This window comes from Colwellia psychrerythraea 34H (assembly GCF_000012325.1).
Classification (GTDB): domain Bacteria; phylum Pseudomonadota; class Gammaproteobacteria; order Enterobacterales; family Alteromonadaceae; genus Colwellia; species Colwellia psychrerythraea_A.
This window is the reverse complement of record NC_003910.7, coordinates 1540267-1559895: the sequence shown is the minus strand read 5'-3', so window position 1 is coordinate 1559895 and position 19629 is coordinate 1540267. Positions and strand designations below refer to the sequence as shown.

18 protein-coding genes are annotated in these 19629 nt (G+C 39.2%); all 18 read right to left on the bottom strand.

Translation table 11 applies throughout. The features are described 5' to 3' along the window. Nucleotides 1-51: 51 nt before the first annotated feature. The 18 genes from flhA to CPS_RS06650 all read right to left on the bottom strand — a co-directional run bounded on the left by flhA (nucleotide 52) and on the right by CPS_RS06650 (nucleotide 19460). Entirely contained in the window at nucleotides 52-2154 is a 2103-nt protein-coding gene (gene flhA / locus CPS_RS06735; protein ID WP_011042352.1) for a flagellar biosynthesis protein FlhA, read from the bottom strand. Nucleotides 2155-2300: 146 nt separating this feature from the next. Continuing rightward, entirely contained in the window at nucleotides 2301-3431 is a 1131-nt protein-coding gene (gene flhB / locus CPS_RS06730) for a flagellar biosynthesis protein FlhB (protein ID WP_011042351.1), read from the bottom strand. Then, complete coding sequence (gene fliR, locus CPS_RS06725; protein WP_011042350.1) at nucleotides 3432-4214, bottom strand: flagellar biosynthetic protein FliR; 783 nt, start codon at nucleotides 4212-4214, stop codon at nucleotides 3432-3434. Nucleotides 4215-4251: 37 nt separating this feature from the next. Beyond that, entirely contained in the window at nucleotides 4252-4521 is a 270-nt protein-coding gene (gene fliQ, locus CPS_RS06720) for a flagellar biosynthesis protein FliQ (RefSeq protein ID WP_011042349.1), read from the bottom strand. A gap of 63 nt (nucleotides 4522-4584) precedes the next feature. Continuing rightward, nucleotides 4585-5343 carry a flagellar type III secretion system pore protein FliP gene (fliP, locus tag CPS_RS06715; RefSeq protein WP_011042348.1) on the bottom strand — a complete coding sequence of 253 codons (759 nt, stop codon included), beginning with the start codon at nucleotides 5341-5343 and terminating at the stop codon, nucleotides 4585-4587. 91 nt (nucleotides 5344-5434) lie between these two features. Next, nucleotides 5435-6064: a flagellar biosynthetic protein FliO gene (fliO, locus tag CPS_RS24055; protein WP_011042347.1), complete on the bottom strand. Its 630-nt coding sequence runs from the start codon at nucleotides 6062-6064 to the stop codon at nucleotides 5435-5437. A gap of 43 nt (nucleotides 6065-6107) precedes the next feature. After that, entirely contained in the window at nucleotides 6108-6503 is a 396-nt protein-coding gene (gene fliN, locus CPS_RS06705) for a flagellar motor switch protein FliN (protein WP_011042346.1), read from the bottom strand. Between the two features lie 41 nt (nucleotides 6504-6544). Further along, on the bottom strand, nucleotides 6545-7609 hold the full coding sequence (gene fliM, locus CPS_RS06700; RefSeq protein ID WP_011042345.1) for a flagellar motor switch protein FliM: 1065 nt from the start codon (nucleotides 7607-7609) through the stop codon (nucleotides 6545-6547). A 73-nt stretch (nucleotides 7610-7682) separates the two neighbouring features. Next, a complete protein-coding gene (fliL, locus tag CPS_RS06695; protein WP_011042344.1) occupies nucleotides 7683-8237 on the bottom strand; it encodes a flagellar basal body-associated protein FliL in 555 nt (184 codons plus the stop codon). A 140-nt stretch (nucleotides 8238-8377) separates the two neighbouring features. Further along, a complete protein-coding gene (locus tag CPS_RS06690; RefSeq protein ID WP_011042343.1) occupies nucleotides 8378-10360 on the bottom strand; it encodes a flagellar hook-length control protein FliK in 1983 nt (660 codons plus the stop codon). Nucleotides 10361-10536: 176 nt separating this feature from the next. Then, nucleotides 10537-10980: a flagellar export protein FliJ gene (fliJ, locus tag CPS_RS06685; RefSeq protein ID WP_011042342.1), complete on the bottom strand. Its 444-nt coding sequence runs from the start codon at nucleotides 10978-10980 to the stop codon at nucleotides 10537-10539. A gap of 75 nt (nucleotides 10981-11055) precedes the next feature. Then, nucleotides 11056-12405, bottom strand: a complete 1350-nt coding sequence (fliI, locus tag CPS_RS06680; RefSeq protein ID WP_011042341.1) for a flagellar protein export ATPase FliI — start codon at nucleotides 12403-12405, stop codon at nucleotides 11056-11058. A 68-nt stretch (nucleotides 12406-12473) separates the two neighbouring features. Beyond that, nucleotides 12474-13262 (bottom strand): flagellar assembly protein FliH, encoded by a 789-nt coding sequence (gene fliH / locus CPS_RS06675; RefSeq protein ID WP_011042340.1) that lies wholly within the window; start codon nucleotides 13260-13262, stop codon nucleotides 12474-12476. Between the two features lie 35 nt (nucleotides 13263-13297). Further along, on the bottom strand, nucleotides 13298-14353 hold the full coding sequence (gene fliG, locus CPS_RS06670; protein ID WP_011042339.1) for a flagellar motor switch protein FliG: 1056 nt from the start codon (nucleotides 14351-14353) through the stop codon (nucleotides 13298-13300). Further along, nucleotides 14346-16037 carry a flagellar basal-body MS-ring/collar protein FliF gene (gene fliF, locus CPS_RS06665; protein ID WP_011042338.1) on the bottom strand — a complete coding sequence of 564 codons (1692 nt, stop codon included), beginning with the start codon at nucleotides 16035-16037 and terminating at the stop codon, nucleotides 14346-14348. Before fliF ends, fliG begins: the two co-directional genes overlap by 8 nt. Before the next feature lie 233 nt (nucleotides 16038-16270). Further along, nucleotides 16271-16633 carry a flagellar hook-basal body complex protein FliE gene (fliE, locus tag CPS_RS06660; RefSeq protein WP_011042337.1) on the bottom strand — a complete coding sequence of 121 codons (363 nt, stop codon included), beginning with the start codon at nucleotides 16631-16633 and terminating at the stop codon, nucleotides 16271-16273. Nucleotides 16634-16843: 210 nt separating this feature from the next. After that, entirely contained in the window at nucleotides 16844-18184 is a 1341-nt protein-coding gene (locus CPS_RS06655) for a sigma-54-dependent transcriptional regulator (protein ID WP_011042336.1), read from the bottom strand. Beyond that, a complete protein-coding gene (locus tag CPS_RS06650; RefSeq protein ID WP_238383596.1) occupies nucleotides 18177-19460 on the bottom strand; it encodes a sensor histidine kinase in 1284 nt (427 codons plus the stop codon). Before CPS_RS06650 ends, CPS_RS06655 begins: the two co-directional genes overlap by 8 nt. Nucleotides 19461-19629 lie beyond the last annotated feature (169 nt).

Genomic DNA, 19629 nt, shown 5'->3' with positions numbered 1-19629 from the left:
TCTTATTTAGCTCTACGTTATAACGATGCCCTGCATACGTTTAACTGATTGTTACTGCCCAATAGCACTAACTATTTTAATTTGTTTGTCATCAGGTATCTCCTGATATGAAATTACACGTAGGCTTGGAATAGTATATTTAACAAACTTAGCCAAAACATGTCGTAAAATTCCTGACGTTAATAATATTGGTGTATCACCAGCCATCTCTTGCTGGTTTGACCCTTCAGTTAATGATTGTTGTAAGCGTTCCGCTAACCCTGGTTCAATACCAGCACCATCATCTCCTGCCATTTGCATTGATTGATGCAACATCTGTTCCAATTCAGGAGCCAAAGTTATGACGGGTACTTCTTGTGCTCCACCAACGAGGTCTTGTACGATAAATTTTCTTAAGCTAATTCTCACAGCAGCGGTTAAGACTTCCGCATCTTGACTTTTTGGTCCATATTCAACCAAGGTTTGAACTATAGAGCGCATATCTCGTACAGCAACACCTTCATTCATTAAGCTTTGTAATACTTTAACAACCGTACCTAAACTTAAGGTATCAGGCACAAAGCCTTCAACTAACTTAGGGTAGTTTTTAGCCAGTAAGTCCAATAGGTTTTGCACTTCTTCATGGCCTAATAACTGGGCGGCATTATTTGTTAATATTTGACTTAAATGCGTAGCTAACACCGTTGCAGAATCGACCACAGTATAACCCAATGTTTGCGCTTGTTCACGTTGGTTTTGGTTAATCCACGTTGCATCAAGACCAAAAGCAGGATCTTTCGTTGCTACGCCATCTAACTGACCAAATACTTGTCCCGGATTGATGGCAAGCTCTTGGTCATGTCTAATTTGTGCCGTACCGACAACAACGCCCATTAAAGATATTTGGTAACTATTAGGATCTAAGTCTAAATTATCGCGAATATGCACTGCGGGTACTAAAAAGCCAAATTCTTGTGATAGTTTTTTACGCACACCTTTAATTCGACTTAGTAGCTCGCCACCTTGGGCTTTATCTACCAAAGGAATTAAACGATAGCCAATTTCTAAACCAATAACATCAACATGATTAACATCATCCCAATCGAGTTCTTTTACTTCATCTTCTTTTTGTTGGTGTTGAACTATCTCATCTTGTGCTTGTTTTTCCAGTTCAACTTTCAGATTTACTTTATTCCTAGCGCCAAAAAATGCAGCTGCTGCAATGATCGCAGCAAATAGCAAAAAGACAAAATGAGGCATACCTGGAATGACGCCCATCACAAACATCACACCAGCTGCTACGTAAAGAGACTTTTCTTGACCCAGCTGACTACTTACTTGCTCACCCATGTCTTGCGACGTATTTTGACGAGTGACCACAATTGCAGTACCAATTGATAACAACAAGCCAGGTATTTGAGCGACTAAACCATCACCAATAGTAAGTAAGGTATATATCTCAACAGCACGGCTAAAAGATAAATCATGCTGCACCATACCAATAATCAAGCCACCAACGATATTAATGAATAAGATTAAAATACCGGCAATCGCGTCACCTTTTACAAACTTACTGGCACCATCCATAGAACCATAAAAATCAGCTTCACTTGTTACTTCAGTTCTTCGTTCTTTCGCTTGTTCTTGTGTTATAAAGCCAGCATTTAAATCAGCATCAATTGCCATTTGTTTACCTGGCATTGCATCTAAGGTAAAACGTGCAGTTACTTCAGCGATACGCCCTGCACCCTTCGTCACAACCACGAAGTTAATGATGATCAAGATAAGGAAAACCACTAAACCAACAGCATAATTCCCACCAATAACGACCGAGCCAAATGCTTCAATAACTTTACCCGCAGCTCCAGGTCCTTCATGACCTTCTAATAAAACTACTCGGGTACTCGCCACATTCAGCGCTAACCTTAAGATGGTCGCAACCAGTAAAACGGCAGGGAAAGAGCCAAAATCAAGAGGCTTTAAGGTATAAACGGTAATAAGTAATACAACGAGAGAGAGCGCGATGTTAAAAGAAAATAAAATATCTAATAACCAAGCAGGCATAGGTAAGATAATCATACCTAGTGCGGCCATTACTAATAATGGTGTGCCTAAGCCAGTTAAATGGCGTAATTGGCTTTTATCAAACTGATTAAAATAAGCGGCTAATTGCATTACTACTTCATGATGTTTTTTTGACAGTAACCATGAATTAGCAATTCTTATACCAAAAGCTAGCGTGCATTGAATTTATTAAAGAAGAGCAAACATTATTGGCGTTTAAGTAACCAGATATCTCGATAGTAAATTGAAGGGAATGTCTAATATCTAAAATCATCAGGGATAGGTAACTCTTTAGCAACGGGTGTTGGCTTTTTAGCTTTACCTTTTTTATGTTCGTTGAGTTGAAAAATAAAGGCTAATACTTGAGCAACTGCAGCAAACAATTCTTCGGGAATATCATCGCCAACTTCGGCAGTATAATAGAGTGAACGAGCTAAAGCCGGTGATTGAATTATTTCTATTTGATGCTCTTTAGCAATAGTGCGAATATGCAAAGCCATCTCATCAACGCCCTTTGCAGACAATACTGGAGCACCACCAGCAGCTGCATCATATTTAAGCGCAATAGAAAAGTGAGTGGGGTTGGTAATAACTACATCAGACTCAGGTACGTCTTGCATCATGCGACGTTGCGACATTTCATATTGGGTTCGGCGAATACGCCCCTTAATTTCAGGACTACCTTCTGTTCCCTTATGCTCATCTTTAATTTCTTGTTTGGTCATTTTTAACTGGCGATTGTGATTCCACACTTGGTATGGCGCATCAATAACAACAATGATCCCTATTGAAAGAGCAAGCACTAAGAACATCCACTGCAACATAGTTATGGCATGTTCAAAGTTAGCAGGAATAGTTTCTCGACTTAAGCCAAGAATCTCCTCAAACAAACCACTTAACAGTAAAAAAGCAACAATAAAAACAACAAAGAACTTTAAAACTGATTTAATAAGTTCAACAGCGGCTTGCACGCCAAACATACGTTTAAAGCCCGCCATCGGAGATAACTTGCTTGCCTTTGGCATCATTGCATCCCCTGAAAAACTCATGCCACCAAGTAGTGTATTACCAATAAATGCAGCTAACATTACAATAAAGAAAATCCAAAGCAATGGGGGAATAATTTGATAAACACCATCATTTATTACTTTAAAAAGCGCATTTACATCCATGGCCTCTTCACGACTTAGGCTAAACATATGACTCATCATATTAGCCATTGAATTAGCTAAAGCCTTTCCCATTAATAGCATGGCACAAGCACTACCGACCAAAACAAAAAATGTACCTAAATCTTTAGATCGAGCAATTTGACCTTTTTTACGGGCGTCAGTAAGTTTTTTTGCCGTGGGTTCTTCCGTTTTTTCACCGCTATCAGAATCAGCCATTTACGTCGCCTTACAATCAATAAGATAACAGCTAAAATCCAGTGCGCGTTGCCACTGTAATTCAAAATGAGTAAAGAAATTACCAAAGGTGAGCCACATAATAAGTAAACCGGCCATCATAGTGATAGGGAAACCGATGGCAAAAATATTAAGTTGAGGAGCAGCCCTTGTCATAATACCGAAAGAAAAATTGATTAATAACATCGCTGTTATTGGTGCTAAAGCAAGTGATAAAGCAGTAGCAAACATCCATCCGCCCCATTCGACAACCTCGCGATATTTGATGCTAGACAAGTGTTCTGTGGGGATAGGCAAGGTATCGAAACTAGCGACAATAAATTGTAAATAGGCAAGGTGACCATCCATCACCCAAAATAACAACGAGGATAAAATAAGAAAAAATTGTCCAATGGCAGGTACATTCATTCCACTAGCAGGATCAACTAAAGAAGCGAAACCAAGACCCGATTGCATCGCAATTATTTGACCCGCGAGAGTAAAAGTATTAACCACCATGATAGTAACAAAACCAAGCATTACGCCGATAATCATCTGCTGCCCCAATAAAATTGCGGTATTGAGTGACATTAAATTAGTTACACTAGCGGGAGGGATTGCTGGCATCACAGCAATGGTAATACTGATACATAAAAACACTTTGACTCGGCCAGGAATGGTCTTTGAACTAAAGCCTATCATTGTCATAATCAAAGCCGAAATACGACTAAAAGGCAAAACAAAATCTGCCATATATTGATTAATAATAGTCTCTGTAAATTCCATTAAACTGCTCTAGTAACTAGAATGCCTAAGCACATAACTAAACAATCACGCTGGGAATACTAGCAATCAGCCGGATAGTATAATCCATCACTTTTTGCACTAACCAATGCCCACCAATGATTAACGCAAGCAAGGTGACAATCAATCTTGGTAAAAAACTTAAGGTTTGTTCGTTAATGGATGTAGCGGCTTGAAAAACCGCAACCATTAGACCTACCGCTAAACTCGGCAGGATAATAGCGCAAACTAAAATGATCACAAGTAATAATGCATCACCTAGCATATCTACATAGATTTCTGGTCCCATAACTTACTCTCTTTTACTTAACTAGTTTTGTACTTCATCAAATAAATATAGCTTACCATTTTACTAACTACCCATTCCGTAACTGGTTGCGATGGTACCAATAACCAAGTTCCAACCATCAACCAAAACAAATAACATTAGCTTAAAAGGTAAAGATACGATCATTGGTGAAAGCATCATCATGCCCATCGCCATTAAAATACTGGCAACAACCAAATCAATAATCAAAAAGGGGATAAAAAGGATAAAACCAATCTGAAAAGCAGTTTTTAATTCACTAATAATAAAAGCGGGAATAATTACCGTCATAGGTAAGTCAGTTGGCTCATCAACTGCATCAATGCCCGCCATTGCCGCTAAAGTATCAAGGTCTTTAACGCGTGTCTGCTCTAACATAAAGGCACGTAATGGGATCTTACCCAAGTTAATTGCTTCAGTAGAGGTTAAATTCTCTGATAAATAAGGTTGAATGGCAGTTCTATCTATTTGATTATAAACGGGTGTCATAATAAAGAGCGTCATAAAGAGGGTTAACCCGATAATCACTTGATTAGACGGTGTTTGCTGAAGACCAAAAGCTTGTCGTAAAATAGCCATCACCACGACAATACGGGTAAATGACGTCATCATAATAACCGCGGCTGGTATAAAACTCAGCGCCGTCATAAAAATCAAAATTTGTAAGTTTACTGAATACTCTTGTGAGCCATCAGGGTTGGTTGTCAATGTTAATGCTGATAGAGACAAATCTTCGGCAAATGCACCGAAACTCATGCTGAGCAAGCACAGTGTTAAGATGGTGAATAACGAAATTCTTTTCATGGTTCGTTGGTAATCCCTAAAAAACAACCCGATTTAAAATAGTTGTGCTGACATTTATGAGTAAAGGTAAAAATGCTAAATCCATTCGATACTACGACTTTTTAGCCAATAGGAAAGACATCAAATTTTTTGGCAACTCAGTTGCTTTCATTGTTTGAGTTGCTAACGGCTTTTCTAAGCGCTCAATTAAAGTCACTTGTTGAGCGGTAACCCCTAAAAGTAACTGTTGTTCTCCTGCTTGAATCACAACCACACGCTCTTTAGCACCTAACGATAAACTCGTCACCACTTTTAGTTGGCTAACACCTTGTTGAGTAAGATTAAAACGTTTAAGCACAAAAGCACAAATAATGATTAACGCTAAGACCATTAACAACGACAGTATCATACTGCCAGCATCCATATTTGCCATAACATGGCTACCAACTTTCGGTTTATCATTATTGAGTATTTGAGAGTCAGAAGCTTGTTGAGTTAATCCTTGTTGTGCAGAACTTTTTTCCTGGCTATCTTGCTCAATTGCGCTTTTAACCGTTGTGCTTTGCTGAGTTATACTTTGTAGACTCGCATCTTGCTGAGATATTACGTCATCATTAACAATTTTTTCAGTAACAACACTGCCAACTAATTCACTTTCAGAAGTATTTTCTTGCGCTAAAACAATTAGAGACAGTAAAGAACAACTAAAAGCCAGTAATATGCGTAGTGTTTTTAATATCATGTTGATTTTATATCTCTATTCACTTCATGTTCAATAAATTACTTTATTTTAACTTTTTAATACGTTCAACTTGGCTAACTACATCCGTTAAACGAATACCAAACTTATCGTTAACAACAACCACTTCACCATGGGCAATTAAGGTACCATTAACTAACACATCAAGTGACTCACCAGCAACTCGGTCTAATTCAACTACCGAACCTTGGTTTAATTGTAATAAATTTCTAATACTGATATTGCTTCGACCTACTTCCATCGAAATAGTAACCGGAATATCTAAAATAGCATCAAGCTTACGCTTCTCATCACCGGTAATAGGTGCATCATCTGGTGTTAACTCTTCCAACTCAACTGTTTCAGCACCTGCTTTTGCTTCAGCTTGCTCATCTAGCGCCTCATCCCACATACTTAGATCTTCATCTTTTTCGTTACTCATACCACTGGCCTCAATTTATAATTTTGTTCAAATAGATCAACTTACAAGTCATCTTCTAACAGATGAAGTTCTGCATCACTATCAAGGCGTTTACCACCTTTAGTTAAGATAGTTAGTTCAGATTTAGCTGACTCTGGTCGCCTAATTTTCGATTCAATTTTCAATGCTATATTATCTCGACTACGACCTAATTTAGCTCTAAAGGTTGGTAAGTCTTCAATTAGCACCGTAATATTATCAGGCATTTCAATCGGTATAATATCCCCTGCCTGTAACTCCATCACTTGACTTAATGAGATATCAACCTCAATAAACTTAGTGTTAATGGTAACAGGTACATCCATAATTTCATCACGTAGCGCTTTAGACCAGCGCATATCAGTATCTTCTTTATCACTTTGCACACCTGCATCAAGCAATTCACGGATCGGCTCGAGCATAGAATAAGGTAATGCGATATGGAAATCGCCACCGCCGCCGTCTAATTCAATATGAAAAGAACTGATAACCACCACTTCAGTTGGGCTAACAATATTTGCCATTGACGGGTTAACTTCTGAATCTAAATATTCAAAAGAGACATCCATCACTGGTGACCAAGCTTCCTTATAATCTTCAAAAACAAGCTTTAATAGCATTTGAATAATACGACGCTCTGTCGGCGTGAATTCACGGCCTTCTATTTTAGCGTGATAACGTCCATCACCACCAAAGAAATTATCTACCAAAATAAAAACTAAACGCGCTTCCATGGTGATTAAAGCGGTCCCCTTTAAAGGACGAAATCGCACCATATTTAAGCTGGTAGGTACAAACAGGGTATGTATGTACTCACCAAATTTTATCATTTGGATGCCATTGATAGATACTTCAGCAGTCCGACGCATCATATTAAATAAGCTAATGCGCATATGACGAGCAAAACGTTCATTAACCATTTCCAACGTAGGCATACGACCACGCACAATACGATCTTGTGAAGAGAAATCATAATCAGAGGTGCCATCTCGCGATTGCACGACATCCTCAACTATGTCTTCTTCTTCAACATCATCAACACCATGTAATAGGGCGTCAATTTCGTCTTGGGATAATAAGTCACTCACTCGATAATCTCTTCTTATTTACTTTGTTTAATGTTACTAAAACAATGGCCACTTTGGCCGGTAATTTATCTAATTATTGCATGACAAAACCGGTGAAAAGTACTTTTTCAACCGTTTTATCACCTTCAATATCTGTCATGATTTTTTGTACCGCAGCTAATGACTTCTGCTTTAACGAAACTTTCCCTGCACTCGTCGCCAGATCATCGGCATTAGCTTGTGAGAAAATATCTAGTAAGGTACTTTCTATCAGTGGAATATGCATCTTAGCATTTTCTTCGTTATCACCACCGCGGACAAGTAACTGCACGCGGATCTCAACAAAACGATCTCGAGCTGCACCGGGTACATTAAAACGAAATGGTCTAGGCATTGGTACATACAAAGCTGACCCTAATTGTGCACCTGACTCTACTTTCGTTACTTCTCCTGAATCACTATCTAAAGCGGTATCTAATTCTGCTTGACTTGCACTGTTATCAACGCCGCCCATGAAGAAAAAATAAGCACCGGCACCACCACCAAGTAAAACAACGACAGCAATAATGATAATTATTATTTTTTTCTTTTTACCCGACTTATCCAGCTCTAATTCGCCTTCTTTGCCATTATCTTTTTCGTCTGCCATGAGAACCCTTTAAATTATACAGCCACCAATAATGATAATAATGAGTGACTAATTAATGACATAGTATTTATGAATAGACTATATCCTTGAATAGTCTTTGAGCCAATGTGTTTTCATCAACTTAACTTCATTTTAAGCAATTAAGCGTAGTAATCCACGCCAGTTGCAGAAGAATCGAACAATTGCGTCGATAAAATATGTTCTACATTATTCTCATCTTTTTGAGCATCGTTTGTTAAAACAGAGCCACTATCATTATTTTGCCCTAAGCTTTGCTCATTTTGGTTTTGTTGCTGGTCTTGCTGTTCAACATTAGCGCCCCCCACATCAACACCTTGCTCTGACAACATTTCTTTTAATTTGTGCATATTCTGTTCTAGTGCTTCTTTTGCTTGCTGATTTTGCACAACAAAATTAACGGAGGCTTGCTCACCTTGTAAGTTAACCCGCACTTGCATATTACCAAACTCTGGTGGATCTAAGGTGATATCAAATTGTTGCAGCTTCTGGTTAATGGTAATCAATACTTTATCTTTCACTGCATCAGCAAAGTCTTTCCTAAAGATGGAAATGGTTTCTTGTTGAAGCTGAACATTATTTTTTTGTATTTGTACCGAATCGCTAGCAACATTATGATTGAGTACTTCAGATACTTGATGCTCAAAATAAGCATCATTACTTTGTTTAGTTTGCGTTGCTTGCACCGTTTGAGCTTGTAGCTCAGATATTGTGCGCATAGCAATATTGTCTATCACTTTAGCCGTTGTTTTTACGCCCTGCTCTATCGGCTTTTCTTCTGACAAAAGCATTGGGTCAATATATTCTTCGCTAACATCGTCATTAACTTGTGGCTCACTACTCACTGATTGTGTTTTTTGCTGCGCCTGAACTTGCTGTAATGCCTGTAATTGAGCACTTGTCATCACGGGTTGTTTTTCTTGAGCCGTTACAATCTGTTCTTTGGGGATATTTTCTACGGATGCTGTTTGTCTAGTGCGCTCTGCTACCATTTTCTCAGCGTCAACCTTGCTTAACGGTGATGTTACTGTCTCACGATTACTCGGATTAACTTTTAAAGCATCTGACGAACTATTAACTGTTTTTGTTGAAGCCATATCGCTGTCTTTATTTGATTTAACAGCCAAATCAGCCTCTATTTCACCTTGATTTACTTCAGCTCTAGCAACAGACTGTTTAGCAGAATGGGTCATATCACCAGCGGTTATATTTCCCTTGCCAATAGGCTCAACAGGTAATTGATATAAACCTGTGTCTACTTTTTCTGTTAGTTGGTTTTTATTGGATTGCGCCACTCCAGCAGCCAAGTCGGTAATTTTATTATTCAGTTGAGCATCAGCTAGTTGCGTATTCATTAACTGTTCACTAGTAATGCTTTGGCTTTTAATAGTGTTTTGCTGTGATTGCAACGACAACTGGTAATCTTTTAATACTTGATCACTTGATTGAGGTGTTACAGTATTATTGTTTTTTAACTGCGCCCGCGCGAGTAGCTCATCTTTTGAAAATGCACTTAATTTATGGCCACTTACTGGGTCTGCATTCTCGCTTTGAACTGAGTCTGCTTGGCCATTTACATCCTTATTAACTATATTAGTGCTATTCGTTGCACTTGTACTTTGCCCGAAAGCAACAGTAGATTTATCTTTACTTGACTCAGTTTTCTCACCCGCCTTAGCTAAGGTTTGGTCGCTATTATAAAGTAATGAAATGAATTCCTCTGATTCAGCTAAAGAACCACTCTTTGTTGAGCCGTTTTGATTCGCCTCACTTACCTTTTTCTGTTTTTCATCTACTGAGACTTTTTTACTGATATCACTCACATCTACTGACTCACTAGAGTCACTTTCTTGACGACTATTACTCGCAACCACGTCATCTTTGTCGTTGGCGGCAATGGTTTTACCCTGAGTTGCCGTAGCTTCATGTTCTGTTACTGTCGCTTTTTTTCCACTAGTCGTTTTATTTTCTTCAGGAAGGTGCTGTTCAATTAAGCTTGAAAAGTCAGTATCTTTATTGCTATCAGCAGAAGTGCTAGATGAATCTTTAGTCTTTAAATCAGTATCTTGTGATACAAAGGAAGGTAAAGTATTCACTTGTTGCATAATAATCCCAATAACTTAAATCAATGTAAATTGTATTAATCAGAACAATAACACCGCATATCATTAGCGCAGCGTGTATTACAGTTCTCAGATGTTTTTTTATATATACAGAAAGTAGTGCAAAAATCGCTCCACTTCATCAAGATGTCCAAGTGGATGCTCACTTTCATCGAAGGTTAACGCAGAGGGCGGCGAATATATTGTTGTGTAGCTATTTCATCAAACATTTTTTGCTCAGCTCTGTCTGCTGCTACTGCAATTTTTTTCAAACGCTTATCACGCAATAACTCAACCGCTTTTACTTTTTGTCTTTGCTTCAACCAGAGACTCTTGCTTTGATCTACCAGTGCTTTTGCTTGTCGCGTTGCTATCTCAACTTGTTTAGAAGCAGTATCAAGCTTAGCAATAAAAGCATGGTAATGACTGTATGTAGCGCTATCTAGACCATTTGTTGCTCTTTCACTTAAACGCTTCATATATTCTAAACGATAGTCCGCAACGCCTTGTAAACGACTGAGGTTTTGTTGATATTCATTCTCAGCAATCTTTAACTGATCGGCGCAACGTTGCTCGTTGTCCTGTTCATACTTTAAAATAGTATCAAGTTGCTTCATTGCCATGTTGAGTACTCGTTATATCACTCGTTTAAATTCAATGCTTTTATCAAAAGTTTTAGCGTTATGCTTAATTATGAATTATTGATTATTATGGGCATGTGCTGCAGCAATAATCTCTTTCAGTTGCGCAATACTTTGATCATAAGGAATAACTTCATTAATTTTTTGCTGTAAGAAAAAATTAATGACCGGTAGCACGTTTATAGCCTGATCAATACGAGGATCATTACCTTTGGTATAAGCACCAATGGCAATAAGATCTTTATTTTGCTGATAAAGCGCATACATTTGCTTTAATTGTTTTGCTAATTCTTGATGATCAGCACTAGTAACCATTGGCATTACTCGGGAAATAGAGCCTTCAATGTTTACAGCGGGATAATGTCCTGCATCCGCTAACTCACGAGATAACACAACATGGCCATCTAAAATAGCACGAGCAGCATCAGCGACTGGGTCTTGTAAATCATCGCCTTCCGTTAATACCGTATAAAAAGCAGTGATTGATCCTTGTCCTTCACCACCATTACCTGCACGTTCAACAAGTTGAGGTAGCTTTGAGAATACTGAAGGCGGATAACCTTTAGTCGCTGGTGGTTCACCAACGGCCAAAGCAATTTCTCTTTGTGCTTGTGCATAGCGTGTTAATGAATCAAGTAATAACAAAACATTTAAGCCTTGGTCGCGAAAATACTCACTAATTTGCACCGCGGTCTCACAACCTTTAAGACGCATTAAAGGTGAGTTATCGGCTGGTGCTGCCACAACAACGGCGCGCTTTAGCCCTTCTTCACCTAAAATTTCTTCAATAAATTCTTTTACTTCTCGACCACGTTCACCCACTAACCCAACTACGACCACGTCAGCTGTTGTGCCGCGAGTCATCATGCCCATTAGCACACTTTTACCAACACCTGAACCAGCAAAAAGTCCCATACGCTGACCTTTACCCACACTAATGAAACTATTGATAGAACGAACACCGACATCTAGTACTTCAGTGATGGCTCGTCGTGACAATGGATTAATGGGCTTACTATCATGATGATAATCATTGTCAGCTTTGATAGGTCCTTTACTGTCAAGTGGTTTACCTACGCCATTAATAACACGACCTAATAAGCCCATTGATAAAGGTACTTTAGCCTTACTAGAAATAGGTAATACTCGTGCGCCAGGCATAACACCGCGTAGACTTTCTTCTGGCATTAAATAGGTAATATCTTGAGCGAAGCCCACAACTTCTGCGAGTAAATCGCCATGCGCTGTTTCGACGAGACATTGGCTGCCGACATGCGCTTTAACGCCAACGGCTTCAAGTGTTAAACCTACAACTCGCACTAACCTGCCAGCGACAGGCGCTTTGAAATCATGAATGAATTGTTGATTGTTTTTTAAACGCTCGGTTAAACGTGAACTATCAACCATAGTGTTTATTTACCTTAAAATAAAAAGTGCGATGCTAAAGAATGTAAAACCCAAAATAAGTGATGAGATTATGAATTTTGATGTAAGGCGTCTTGCAAGAAAGGTTCTAGCACTTGCTTTAACCTAGCTTTCATCTGTAAATCAATATTTGAAGTGCTGTTTTCTATTTGGCAACTCCCTTGCGGAAACTGTGGGGCGGGTAGTAAACGCCAGCCCTGCTGCTGAATATGCGCAGCTCCAAACTGAGCTTCTACCAATTTAATATCACTTGGGTTTAAACATATTTGTGTTTGCGCGTCACTGCTAGGTAAACTTTTAATACCCGTGGCAATCGCCGCCATTAAAATGTCAGGGTTAGTTTTTGCTTCGTGTAAAACCACTGCCTCGGTCAATTGCAAAACTAAATTAAGCAATTGCTCTTCGACATTCTTTTCCACACTAGCAAGCGGTTGATGCAATTGTTCAATTAAGCTTTGCCAATTAGCGCTTTGTTGATCAATCTGCTCTTTACCTTGGGCTAAACCTTGTTCAGTACCTTCATCAATCCCTTGTACTTTACCTTCTTCTAACCCCTTAGCTTTACCTTCTTCATAACCTTTAGCAAACCCTTCCTCTTTACCCTGACTAAAACCTTCTTCACTTGCCGCTTGACGAATTTCTTCAATATCTTGCGCAGTTAAAGGTTGAGGCTCTACTTCTTCTGGCTCTGGAGGCTCATATACCCAGTTAGATCTTTTACCTAAAGCGTTTGTTTTTTCTTTCTCTTGGGCGCTAGGTTCATTTTGCACATCGGGCAAAGACCAAACATCTGTCGCTTCGTCAGATGCTTTTATAATACGAATTGGTGGTTTTGACATTGTTGTATCCTTAACTAATCTAAGCGGGTTTGCTGTTATAAGAACTCATCACCGCCACCACCGCCACCAAGCATAATTTCACCTGCGTCAGAGAGTCGTCGGGCAACTGATAAAATTTCTTTTTGCGCCGCTTCAACTTCACTAATACGCACTGGGCCCATCGCTTCTAAGTCATCAGCCATCATTTCTGCAGCACGTTTAGACATGTTGCTCATTATTTTGTCTTTTAATGCTTCATCGGTACCTTTAATTGCTTTCATCAAGGCTTCTTGCTGAACTTCTCGTAGGATAGCCTGCATACCTCGGTCATCAACATCGGCAAGGTTTTCAAAGACAAACATTAAGTCTTGAATTTGTTGGCTCATCTCTTCGTCATTTTCGCGAATTGAGTCCATCAACATACCTTCTACATTAGTATCTAGATAGTTCATGATATCTGCAGCTGCTTTTAAACCGCCCATTTTCGCAGCTTGCGCGCCAGCTTGACCAGCAAACTGTTTCTCCATTATCTCATTCAATTCTTGTAAGGCTGCTGGTTGTACTTCTTCTAAATTGGCAATACGCATCATTAAGTCTAAGCGCACTTTATCGGTAAACTGCCCCATGATTTCTGCAGATTGCTCTGGTTCAAGATACGAAAGCACAATAGTTTGAATTTGAGGATGCTCATTACGAATAATGTTTGCTACTTGTTTAGAGTCCATCCATTTCAATGAATCTAAGCCTTTAGCGCCGCCGCCCATAACAATTTGGTCGATTAAGTTACCGGCTTTATCTTCACCCAACGCCGCGGTTAGTGCTCGACGAACAAACTCTTCACTTTGGAAGCCAATGGTTGAGAAGTTTTGTATTTCGTGGATAAACAATTTATGAACAGCAGTGATTTTTTCTTGAGTAAAATCCTCCATCGCCGCCATAACGGTGCCCACTTGCTGCACTTGCTTTGGTTCAAGGTGCTTTAAAATTTGCGCTGCATCTTCTTCAGATAAACTAAGTAGTAATATTGCTGCTTTTTCAGCACCTTCTAGTTTATCTACATCAAAGCCTGCAGGCGCTGCGGCTAATGCGCCGACTTCTGTTTCATCACTCATCTTCGTTCAACCAACTTTTAACTACTTGCGATGATAATTCTGGCTCATTGGCGACTAACGCTCGAACCGCTTTTAATACATCTTCATCTCGATGAAGATCAGGTAATTGTAAACTGCCATCTGCTGCAAAACCGACTGCGCCAGCGTCAAAATCAGACGTCAACATATCCATGGTTTCATCACCTAAATCAATATGACCATCAAGTGATTTATCACCATAATCATCTGGTGTTTGCTCTGGGTAGATTAAACGTTTCAGCATTGGGCGAACAACGGCTAGAATTAGCACGATAATAACTAAAGCGCCCAAGACTAATTTGAGTACTTTAATAAACCAAGGTTGCTGCCAAATAGGTATCTCAGCTACTACGCCGTAATCTGGACGATTAAAGGGAATGGTTACTACTTCTAAAACATCACCACGCTGCAAATCAAAACCAATACTACCTTGTAATAGACGACGAATACTGGCTGTTTCTCCTGCAGAGCGTGGTGCAAAAGTTGCTGCGGGAGTATTTGCTCCGCCTTCAACGGGAGTTGTTGCAACGCCTGCGACATAATCGAGGGCTACCGATACGCTAACACGTCTTACAACGCCAGCTTGCTGCTTAGTATGGCTGATTGCTTCATCAAGTTCATAGTTTTTAGTCGACTCAGAATGCTTTCTGCTTGGCATGCTTCTCTTTTGTCCACCCGTTGCATCTTCAGGAATAGCAGAGGCAATCGGTGGCTGATTTGTTAAGGCGCCTGGAATTCCGCCTAATGCACCACCAATATTAGTGCTTTCAACGCTCATTTCACTACGCAGCGCGGGTAAATCTGAATTGTAACGACGCTGTGTTTCTTCAACATTGGTAAAGTCCATGGTGATATCAACTTGCGCAGTATAGTTGCCTAAACCAACAACAGGAATAAGAATACTGTCAATTTTCTCCATGTATTCTTGTTCACGTTTTTGTTCAATCTCAAACTCTTTTCTTGAGCGAGATGAAATAGAGTCTTGTGAGCCTGAATTAAGTAAGCGCCCATTTTGATCAGTCACGGTGACACGATTAGGCGTTAAACCTTGTACTGCTGAGGCAACAATATCAACAACAGCATCAACTTCTTCTTCTGAAAGAATTTTACCGCGCTGCATGGTAAGCACTACTGTCGCAGATGGATTTTTTTCTCGACGGGCAAATATATTTTCACGGGGAATAGCCAGGAGTACTTTAGCTCGACTTATGCTTTTTAACTGTTCTATTGTTTTAGCAATTTGCTGCTCTCTGCCAAATTTTAATCTTTCACGCTCTAGTCGCTGACTAACACCAAAGCCCATATCTTTCATTAAAATATCTTCACCTTGTGAAGGCTCGTCTGTTAACCCCTCTCGAGCTAACAATAATTTCACATTTTGATATTCATCTGCAGGGACTGAAATAGTATTGTTTTCTTGTTGATATTCCACTTGATTGGCATCAAGAAAGTCCATGGTAGTAATTAACTGCTTAGTAGGTAATTTTGAAATAACACGGTATTCAGGTTCATTAGCGAGCATAATAACAAATACCGCAATAGCTAAACAAATAGCCAATGCAACCACTATGGTAACCTGTCGTAAAATATCAACACTACCTAATGAGGCAGCGAAACCTGATTTTTGCTCACCTATCCCCGCACCTTCAGCTTCACTGGCGATCATATCGCCACTACTATCAGCTGCAACCATTGCGTTTGTATCAGACACTTTACTTCTCCGCTGTACTGTTTTTTATATCAAGGCATTTTATTGACGCATGATACCTATAATACTATGACTTAAATACAATTATTTAGTTGAGGATAAACCATCAAGAGCAAGGCACTTGAATGAGACATAGCTCGCCTATGGCGATTGAAAGTAACGAGGCTATTGTTGCGTTTAGGCCAACTAAATTAAACTGGCATGCTCATTATTTCTTTATAGGCTTCAACAAATTTGTTTCGTATTTGCACGGTTGCATCCAAAGCGATACCTGATTTAGAAGAAGCAATCATTACTTCAGCAAGCGTAACGTTACTATCGCCCATTTCAAAAGCCCTTTTCTTTTCGCCAGACTCTGTTTGTAAATCATTGACGCTCTTGAGTGCATCGGTAAGCATATCGCCAAAATTACTGGTAGATTCATTGATTTTGCCAACGCTATTGCTTGCAGTACCGTTTATAACATCAACATCAATTGCTGGTGGCTTATTGCCCATGGCCTGTAGCGACATGTTTTGCATTTGGCTGTATAGAGAGTTACTTTTGATATCCATAGGGCGCTCACTTTTGTCAATTATTTAACTTTAAACAATATATAACAGTGAGGTTGCAAGCATAGTGCCAAAAGAAAATATTTAGGCTTTGAAGTGATATTCAGAAGATTATGGGAAGGCTTATAAACTTCCTGGTTATCGTGAATGATAACCAGGAGTAGTCGTAATAGAGTTAATTTAGAAGAATGATAAATATGATTTAGCCGTTAATTAGGCTGGTATTTCAATACCTGAATCACGCATTTTCGCAATTTTATAACGTAGCGTACGTGGACTTATTCCTAAGCGCTCTGCTACGTCTTTTCGACTGCCATGGCAAGCTTGTAAGGTATCTAGAATAATCTGATGCTCTTGCAATTTTAGCTCACTGCCGAGTTTATCATCCTTATTAGTGACCTGTTCAGGCTCTACAACCAATGCTGTATCAAAGTTTTCAATCAGTAAGTCTCCTGCATCAATAATCTGATCGGCATGCAAAATGAGCGCTCTTTGAATAACATTATCTAATTCACGAACATTACCAGGCCAATGATATGCATTAAGTTTACTGCGCGCTGCACCTGAGAATTCAGGGATGCTATCGCCATTTTTTTGACAATGTAGAGAAACTAAATGTTGTGCTAAAACAAAGATATCATCAACTCGCTGAGCTAACGGTAACCAAGAAAGCGGAAAGACATTAAGGCGATAATAAAGATCTTCACGAAAGACTCCATCATTTACGGCAACTTTTAAGTCTCGATTACTGGTAGCAATAACGCGGACATCAAGGCTTATCGTTTTTCGTCCGCCTAAACGCTCTACTTCACGTTCTTGTAATACTCGTAATATTTTAGCTTGTAAGCCCAAATCCATTTCGGTAATTTCATCAAGTAAAATGGTGCCTCCTTGCGCTTGTTCAAACTTTCCTGGACAGGCTTGAATTGCGCCCGTAAAAGCGCCTTTTTCATAACCAAATAATGTGGCTTCAAGCATATTTTCAGGAATGGCTGCACAATTAATCGCAATAAAAGCTTGTGTGCTTCGTTTCGAGTGATTATGAACGTACTGCGCTAACACTTCTTTACCTGAGCCACTTGGACCGAGGATCATCACAGATGCATCTGTGCTAGCGACTTTTTTCGCCAAGGTAAGTAATTCTAATGAACGTTTATCTGCAACAATCGGATCATTTTTATTAACGACTTGTGGCGGAATATATTGGCTGACCATATTAAGCAGCACCTGTGGAGCGAAAGGCTTAGCAATATAGTTACAAGCACCATCTTTCATCGCTTGCACAGCATCATCTATGGTGCCAAAGGCAGTCATCAATAATACCGGTAGATTAGCATGGTGATTTTTTATACTTTTTAATAAAGATAAACCAGACATTCCGCCCATTTGTACATCACTGATAACAATATCCACATGTTGGCTTTTTAACGCCAATAAAGCAGCTTCGCCAGAATCAGCTTCAACGCAGTGGTAATCGGCTAATGAAAGCGTATCGATCAACGCTTCTCGCAGACCCGCATCATCTTCAACAACAAGAATTTTATGTTCAGTCATTAACACTCTCCGATGGACTATTTTTCATCACATTACCCTGCTCTAGCAAAGGTAACTTAATAACAAAGTGTGCGCCTGAATTAGCTTCGTTAAGTAGACTCACTTCACCTTGATGCGCATTTACTACCGATTTAACAACCGCTAAACCAAGGCCCGTTCCTTTACTACTTGAGGTATAAAAAGGCTGAAATATTTTATCGATAACGTCTGCGTCAATACCAGGGCCATTGTCTTTAAAACTTAAATATAAATGGTTGGCTTGACTATAAACTTGAATATTTATCAACGGTTCGCTGATCTTATTACTACTTATCGCTTGTAGGGAGTTATGTAATAAATTTTGAATGGCCCCTGTTAAGGCATTTTTATTGCCGAGCATATGAAGCTCATTATCAGGCAGTTGTACTTTTACTTTTGTATTCGCTTTATCTAGCAGGGCATCCATAGAATTAACCGAATCATTAATGAGCTCTGCTACGTCTACAGAAGTAACCACTTGTTCTTTGCCACTTTTAGAAAATAACAACATATCATTCACTTGCTGCTCTAAATCATGTAAACGCGCATTGAGTTTTCCTTGAAACTTTATCCGATAATTTTCGGCTAATTTATTGTTGGATAAATTTTCGCTATATAAAATGGCGGCAGATAAAGGTGTACGTATTTGATGAGCGAGTGTTGATACCATTTTACCTAACGAAGAGAGGCGTTGCATTTGCGATAGTTTATCTTGCAGTAAACGGGTTTCGGTTAGGTCAGTTATCATGATCAACTGACCAGGCTGTGAGCCTAAGCTAGTAATTTCTAACTTTACCCGGCGACCATCTTTAAGTGATATTTCATGCCAATCATCTTCACGCGGATCGAATGAACGAGCAATAACATTAAACCATGGTTGGCCAAGAATTGGTTCATCAAGTAAGTTTCTAGCAACTTGGTTTATCTTCACCACAATACCATTACCATCCAGCATAACTAAGCCTGTTGGCATCACTTCGATTAGCTGATCTGCTAATAAATTATTACTAAGTGACTGTTTTTCTGACGTTGAGCTATGAAGGTATTTCGTATTGGCGATTTTACGTGGAGAAAAGTTATGTTTTGTACTTTGAGATGCTTGTGCTCTCAATGCCGCTAATTCACCAGGAAACGCTTCATGCGCTAGCAAAGAAGGTTTATTAGCTCCGACAATATTAACTGAATGAAACGCAGCATTAGCGCTCGATTCTCTAATACTAGCATTACTAGGAACTACTGTAGGGTTTGCTTGTGACATAACTTGTGCCATACATAGGTACTCAAAAAAACTATCTAGTACCTATAAAGCATTTACTATGCCACTATTTTTATGTTTAAATTCAATGATTTAAAATAAAAACAGTAGATATCCATTACTATTTTCTGTCAATCTATTGACCTTAACGATCAATCTTAACTATTAACCT